Here is a 6,200-nt window from a genome sequence, read left to right as displayed (position 1 = left end):
CAATTCGCAACTTGGTATGATATGACAGGGATCAACGGGCAAGTGACGAATATCAACTTTAGCGAGGTTTGCACCTGTTAAAGGACAGTCAAGATGATTTATAGTTTTGCGGGCTGCTGCTACGTCAACAATCACACGCTGACGAGCTTTCAGAAACATGGTTCGTGCTATGGGTGGAATATCTCCCGCAGGAAAGTGCAAGCCTAATAATGAAGGTAAGGCTTTACCGACTAAAGACTCTGCAATGACTTCACCACTTCTATCAGGAGAAAAGCGATAAATTTTAACTCGTGCTACGTTTAATAGGGATTGAACTTCTCGCGCTGTTGTCTGTAAAATTTCTTCAAGTTCTAGAGACTGACGAATTCGATTAACTATTCGATTGATTAAGTCTTCGGAATAAAGTTCTTGTTTGCTTAATCTTTCTTGTTGAGTTTTCAATCTGCCTCCTGTAAATTGTAAATGTTTAATATGTCATTTAATTAATGATTTTTTAATGATCCTAGGATGACTGATTTTTTGACACTCATCTGTGATCTAAGCATCAAGTTTAAGTGATTCAAATTCTGATTTTGAACCAAATTGGCTTGAAATTCCTTTAAACTATAGATCGTGCGAGAATCTTACCAAGGGCGCACCGTGTACACGAAGTGCGGCGAAGCCTAGCAGATTTCTTCGAGATCGCTCATTTAGAATGAATTCTTTTGATCTTTTTCGGCTCTCTCAATCTGAAACCCCTCTTTTAAATCAACTCAAAGAACTTGCTAATCTTAGTGAGGCGGCTTTTTATGCACCTGGACATAAAAAAGGACAAGGTATTTCACCATTATTAGCGAATTTATTAGGGAATGACGTTTTTAAGGCAGATTTACCCGAATTACCAGAACTCGATAATTTATTTATCCCGTCTGGAGTCATTCAAAAAGCACAAGAATTAGCAGCCGAAGCATTTGGGGCAAAAAAGACATGGTTTTTAGTTAATGGTTCAACCTGTGGGGTTATTGCGTCTATTCTGGCAACTTGTCGTGAAGGAGATAAAATTATTCTCCCGCGCAATAGTCATTTATCGGTGATTTCGGGTTTAATTCTTTCGGGTGCAATTCCGATTTTTGTAGAGCCAGAATACAATATAGAACGAGATTTACTTTATAGTGTAACACCCGAATCTGTAGAAAAAGCTTTACAACAACATCCTGATGCTAAAGCGGTGATGGTGGTTTATCCAACCTATCACGGTATTTGCTGTGATTTAGAGAAAATCGCCAAAATTACGCATGATTACAATATTCCTCTAATTGTAGATGAGGCACACGGCGCACATTTTACCTTTCATCCCAGTTTACCGCCATCTGCTTTATCTTTAGGGGCGGATCTCAGCATTCAATCAACCCATAAGGTTTTAGGGGCAATGACGCAAGCTTCTATGTTACACCTCAATAGCGATCGTATTGAGTTAGAGCGAATTAATCAAGCCCTGCAACTGGTTCAAAGTTCAAGCCCTAGTTATCTATTATTAGCGTCGTTGGATGCAGCGCGGCAACAAATGGCACTCTTTGGCTATGACTTATTAAACCAAACGTTAGAGTTAGCCGATACGGCAAGACAACAACTTAGTCAAATTCCTCATCTTTCTGTGTTAGACTTCTCTCGTCAAATGACTGGTTTTCACTATTTAGATAGGACTCGTTTAACGGTTTTCGTCGATCAATTGGGAAGAAATGGCTATGATGTAGATGAAGATTTACGTCAATTGGGGGTAACTGCAGAGTTACCAATGATGCGTCATCTAAGTTTTATTATCTCGATCAGTAATATTTTAGCAGATATCGAAAAATTAGTAACGGCGTTTCAATCACTTTTACCAGTTTCATCAACACTTCCCTCTATCCCATTTCCCCCCGCATCTCCCTTGGCGATATCTCCGCGTCAAGCGTTTTTTTCTCCGACTGATTTTGTAACGATTGAAAAAAGTGTGGGGTTAGTCAGTGCTGAATTAGTCTGTCCCTATCCGCCTGGTATTCCTGTACTGATGCCTGGAGAAATCATCACATCGAATGCGATCGACTATTTATTACAAGTCTCAAAAATGGGGGCAAGCATCACTAAATGTAGTGATCCAAATCTTGCAGTTTTAAAAGTCTGTTGCGCTTAAATTAATCTCATCTAAACGGAGAGGGTGGGATTTGAACCCACGTACGAGTCACCCCGTAACCTGATTTCGAGTCAAGCGCATTCAACCGCTCTGCCACCTCTCCATATTCAGATTGATATTCTAGCATATCGTTGTCTAAAAAAATAGAAAACTCAGTAAATCAAACTAAAGTGTAGTTTTAAGCTTGGAACTTTTTGAGATATTTTATAGTCTACATTCCCCGATACTTAACCTATTAAAATTTTACAAATTTTACAAACATACTGTGAAAATATCAGGTCAAATCAAAAGATTTATTTTACTTATAATATTATTCCCTTTAATGTTACTATCTTCTCGCCTAGTTGCTGTACCTGCTGAAACGAGTGCTTATCAAAAAGTCAAGACTTTTATCGAAACCAAAAAAACAGCACAAATCGTTTTATCACCAGAAGGTGAATTTATTACCTGTTTTAATGATAGTATTGCGGGTTGGGTTGAGAAAAAATTTACACCCGCTTTAGTTAATCAAATTCAAACGAGATTAGAGCCATATTTAAAAGTAAATTTAAACGCACAGGGTTTTGTAGAAGCTGCAACAAGAGCGTTAGAAAATGAAAAAGATGAAACGAATTATAATGCCATTTGGGTGAGGGATAATGTCTGGGTTTATTATGGCTTATTACAAGATCCAAATGGTCGTTCTGATGCAAGAAAGTTATTACTAGCATTATGGGACTATTACGCCACCGATGCCCAAATCGCTAGATTTAGACAAATTATTGCAAATCCAGCCTTATCCACTGATTCAATGGCAATGCCTCATATTCGTTTTGATGGCAATTCTCCCTCCTTAGAAGATGTCATGATAGATGGTAAACCTCAAATTTGGAACCATCGTCAAATTGATGCACATGGATTATTATTCACCGCAATTGGTGAAGCGATTGATCAACAATTAATCGATCTAAATGAACTTACAGAAAAAAGACTAAGAGTTCTTGCATTATATCCTTTATTTCTACAACGAATTAAATTTTATGACTATGAAGATGCGGGAGCTTGGGAAGAAATTCCTCGTAAGAATACTTCCAGCATTGCATTAGCCACTCGGTCTTTACAAGTCTGGCGTAAGTTAATGTATGCACAAAATAATTCTGCTTATCAAAAACGCTTAAAAAACTTTTTATTAAAACAATCTACTGATATTAGTAATGTTTGGTCAGAACCCTCACTCAATAATTCAATTTATCAAGGTTTAAATACAGTTAAAATACAACTTCGTCTAGGTGGAGAATCACCGAATTATAAACCTGATGACATACGTTTCCGTCTTGCCGATGCTGCTTTAGTCGTACTCATACAACCTTCACCCTTAGAAGGTTTAACCGAAGAAGAAATGCGAAAAACGCTTTTAATTATAGAATCCTTAAGACGACCGACAGGGTTTTTACGCTATACACGAGATAGTTATCAAGGAGGAAATTATTGGATAAAACCAAAAGAAGTCGCTAAAGATACGCCAACTTTAACAGGGGATACATCCTCTAAAAACGCTTTTTTAGGACGGCTGAGTCAACTTATTCCAGATACTGAGGCGCAATGGTTTTTTGATAGTTTACTCGTTTTAGCCCGTTTGCATTTAGCCGAAACTACCAAAAATCCTCAATTACGCCAACAGGATATTCATGCTGCTACCGTACATTTAAAACGCGCTTTAGGACAAATCACAGGACAAGGGTTAATGACAGCCGATGGTAGAGGGGTTAAAGCTTGGCAAGCCCCAGAAAGTATTAATACAGTAGTGATAGAAGGACAAAGATTCTTTTTACCTTCTCCTATTACGCCACTAAATTGGGCAAAAGCAGGTTTAAGTCTGGCTTTGGATAAATACGAAACGATGATTAGCCCGTAGGGGTTTAGTCTTCAAACCCTTAATTTTAGGCATTTTTGAGGGTTTGAAAAGGCATACATATAGTACATCTATTCTCTAAATCTTAAAGCTTTTCCTCTAATGTCTGTATTCAGTTTTCCTTTTTCGTAGACGACTTGACCCCCGACGATGGTATAAACAGGCCATCCTGTCAGGTTCCATCCTTCAAAAGGACTCCAACCGCATTTAGTTTGTAATTCTTCGCGCAGTACAGGACGATAGGTGTTTAAATCGACTAATACTAAGTCTGCATCATAACCAGCTTGAATGAGTCCTTTATTGGGAATTTGATAGGCTTTAGCAACCGCAGTAGACATCCAGTTCGACACTTGAGAAACGGTACAGTTTCCCTGCATGGCTTGGGTTAGCATAATGGGTAAAGATGTTTCGACTCCAGGCATTCCAGACGGACTACTGGGATAGGTTTGGGCTTTTTCCGCTAAAGTATGGGGTGCGTGGTCTGTCGCAATAAAGTCGATAATTCCATCTCGTAACGCCTGCCATAATATTTTAGGGTTATCGGGCGATCGTAAAGGTGGATTCATTTGTGCTAATGTACCAATTTTCTCGTAAGCGTCGGTGTTTAAAACCAAATGTTGGGGAGTCACTTCCGCAGTTACCCAACTCGGTTTATCTTCTCTTAAAAATTCGGCTTCAATACCTGTAGACAGATGCAAAATATGTAAGCGTCGTTGATATTTTTTCGAGAGTTTGAGGGCTAATTTTGTGGCGTTGAGGGCGGCGGTTTCATCTTGGATCATCGAGTGAATCGCGGGATCAGTAATACCTTCGTACTGTTTGCGCCGTTCGATAATACGGGCTTGGTCTTCGGCATGAACTGCAATTAAACGGGTACCATTGGCAAAGATAGGCTCTAATTCGGCTTCTGTAGAGACTTGTAAGGGCCCGTGCATGGAACCCATAAAGATTTTAATACCACAAGTCGGGTGAGCCGTTACTAAATCGGGTAAATTTTCAGCTGTTGCCCCAATAAAAAAGCCATAATTGACTAAACATTTTTCTGAAGCGCGTTGTAGTTTATCATCTAAGGCTGCTTGGGTAGTCGTCAAGGGGCGAGTATTCGGCATCTCTAAAAAAGAAGTTACGCCACCTTTAGCACAAGCACAAGATGCAGTATGTAGATCTTCTTTGTATTCTAGTCCTGGTTCGCGAAAATGGACTTGCGGGTCGATGACACCAGGCAACAACGTTAAACCCGAAGCGTCTATGATGCTACTGTGTTCACTACACAGAATGTTAGAAGCAATTTGGGTAATCTGTCCACCCTGAATTAGAACATCGCCTAAAAAAAAGTGTCCATCACTTAAAAGAATTTGTGCTTGACGAATGAGTAAAGTGTTAGGATTCGACATGATAGTGCAGAATTTCCGATGATCTTAATCATGACATCTAACTGGATGACCTTGCACTAAATCGCAAAATTATCTGTTAAATTAGTTCCTATTGATCGCTGTAAAACGATATGACTCGAAGCGTGAATCCTAAATCAAAACATCAATCAAAAACCTCTGATGAAAATCCTTGGATAGAGGGGATTAAAACCGTTGCTACTGCTGCTGTTCTAGCATTTGGTATTCGGACATTTGTTGCAGAGGCCCGCTACATTCCGTCCTCATCGATGGAACCAACTCTACAAATTAACGATCGCCTGATTATTGAAAAAGTAAGTTATAAATTTAGAGATCCTGATCGCGGGGATGTTGTCGTTTTCTCTCCAACTGCTAAATTAAGAGAAGAAAATTTTAAAGATGCTTTTATTAAACGAGTCATTGGTTTACCTGGGGACAAAATAGAAGTTAGTGGCGGAACTGTTTATATTAATGGAAAAGCGTTATCAGAGGACTATATTGCAGAAAAACCAAATTATGATTTTGGGCCTGTTACCGTACCCGAAGACCAGTACTTAGTATTAGGAGATAATCGTAATAATAGTTATGATTCGCATTTTTGGGGCTATGTACCCAAAGATAATCTAATCGGTCGTGCGGTGGTGCGTTTTTGGCCACTCAATCGTGTCGGTACTATTGATGATCCTCCAGCTTATCAAAAAGAGTCAGTTGGTTCTCAAAACTAGACAAAAATTTAATTAAAAACCTTTCATTCTGCTAGGTCTTA

At 39.0% G+C, this 6,200-nt stretch carries 5 protein-coding genes and 1 tRNA gene; 3 read left to right on the top strand and 3 right to left on the bottom strand.

Annotated elements, in window-relative coordinates; translation table 11 throughout:
* Positions 1 to 441: GAF domain-containing protein (locus tag CFPU101_RS20660; protein WP_206817211.1), on the bottom strand; the 441-nt coding region annotated here is incomplete at its 3' end.
* A 253-nt stretch (positions 442 to 694) separates the two neighbouring features.
* Here CFPU101_RS20660 and CFPU101_RS20655 point away from each other — a divergent pair.
* The gene (locus CFPU101_RS20655; RefSeq protein WP_206817210.1) at positions 695 to 2,152 is read left to right on the top strand and encodes an aminotransferase class I/II-fold pyridoxal phosphate-dependent enzyme; all 1,458 of its coding nucleotides are present in this window, start codon (positions 695 to 697) and stop codon (positions 2,150 to 2,152) included.
* A 16-nt stretch (positions 2,153 to 2,168) separates the two neighbouring features.
* Here the strand turns inward: CFPU101_RS20655 and CFPU101_RS20650 are convergent.
* Positions 2,169 to 2,255: transfer RNA gene (locus CFPU101_RS20650), tRNA-Ser, on the bottom strand.
* 219 nt (positions 2,256 to 2,474) lie between these two features.
* Here CFPU101_RS20650 and CFPU101_RS20645 point away from each other — a divergent pair.
* A complete protein-coding gene (locus tag CFPU101_RS20645; RefSeq protein WP_206817209.1) occupies positions 2,475 to 4,046 on the top strand; it encodes a hypothetical protein in 1,572 nt (523 codons plus the stop codon).
* A 68-nt stretch (positions 4,047 to 4,114) separates the two neighbouring features.
* Here the strand turns inward: CFPU101_RS20645 and CFPU101_RS20640 are convergent, their stop codons facing one another.
* Positions 4,115 to 5,437 (bottom strand): dihydroorotase, encoded by a 1,323-nt coding sequence (locus tag CFPU101_RS20640; protein WP_206817208.1) that lies wholly within the window; start codon positions 5,435 to 5,437, stop codon positions 4,115 to 4,117.
* Between the two features lie 110 nt (positions 5,438 to 5,547).
* On the opposite strand from CFPU101_RS20640, the gene lepB reads away from it, so the two are divergent.
* Positions 5,548 to 6,159, top strand: coding sequence for a signal peptidase I (gene lepB / locus CFPU101_RS20635; RefSeq protein ID WP_206817206.1), 612 nt, complete (start codon positions 5,548 to 5,550; stop codon positions 6,157 to 6,159).
* Positions 6,160 to 6,200 lie beyond the last annotated feature (41 nt).

The organism is Chroococcus sp. FPU101 (assembly GCF_017312365.1).
Lineage (GTDB): Bacteria > Cyanobacteriota > Cyanobacteriia > Cyanobacteriales > Microcystaceae > Chroococcus.
This window is presented reverse-complemented; position numbering and strand designations above follow the sequence as displayed.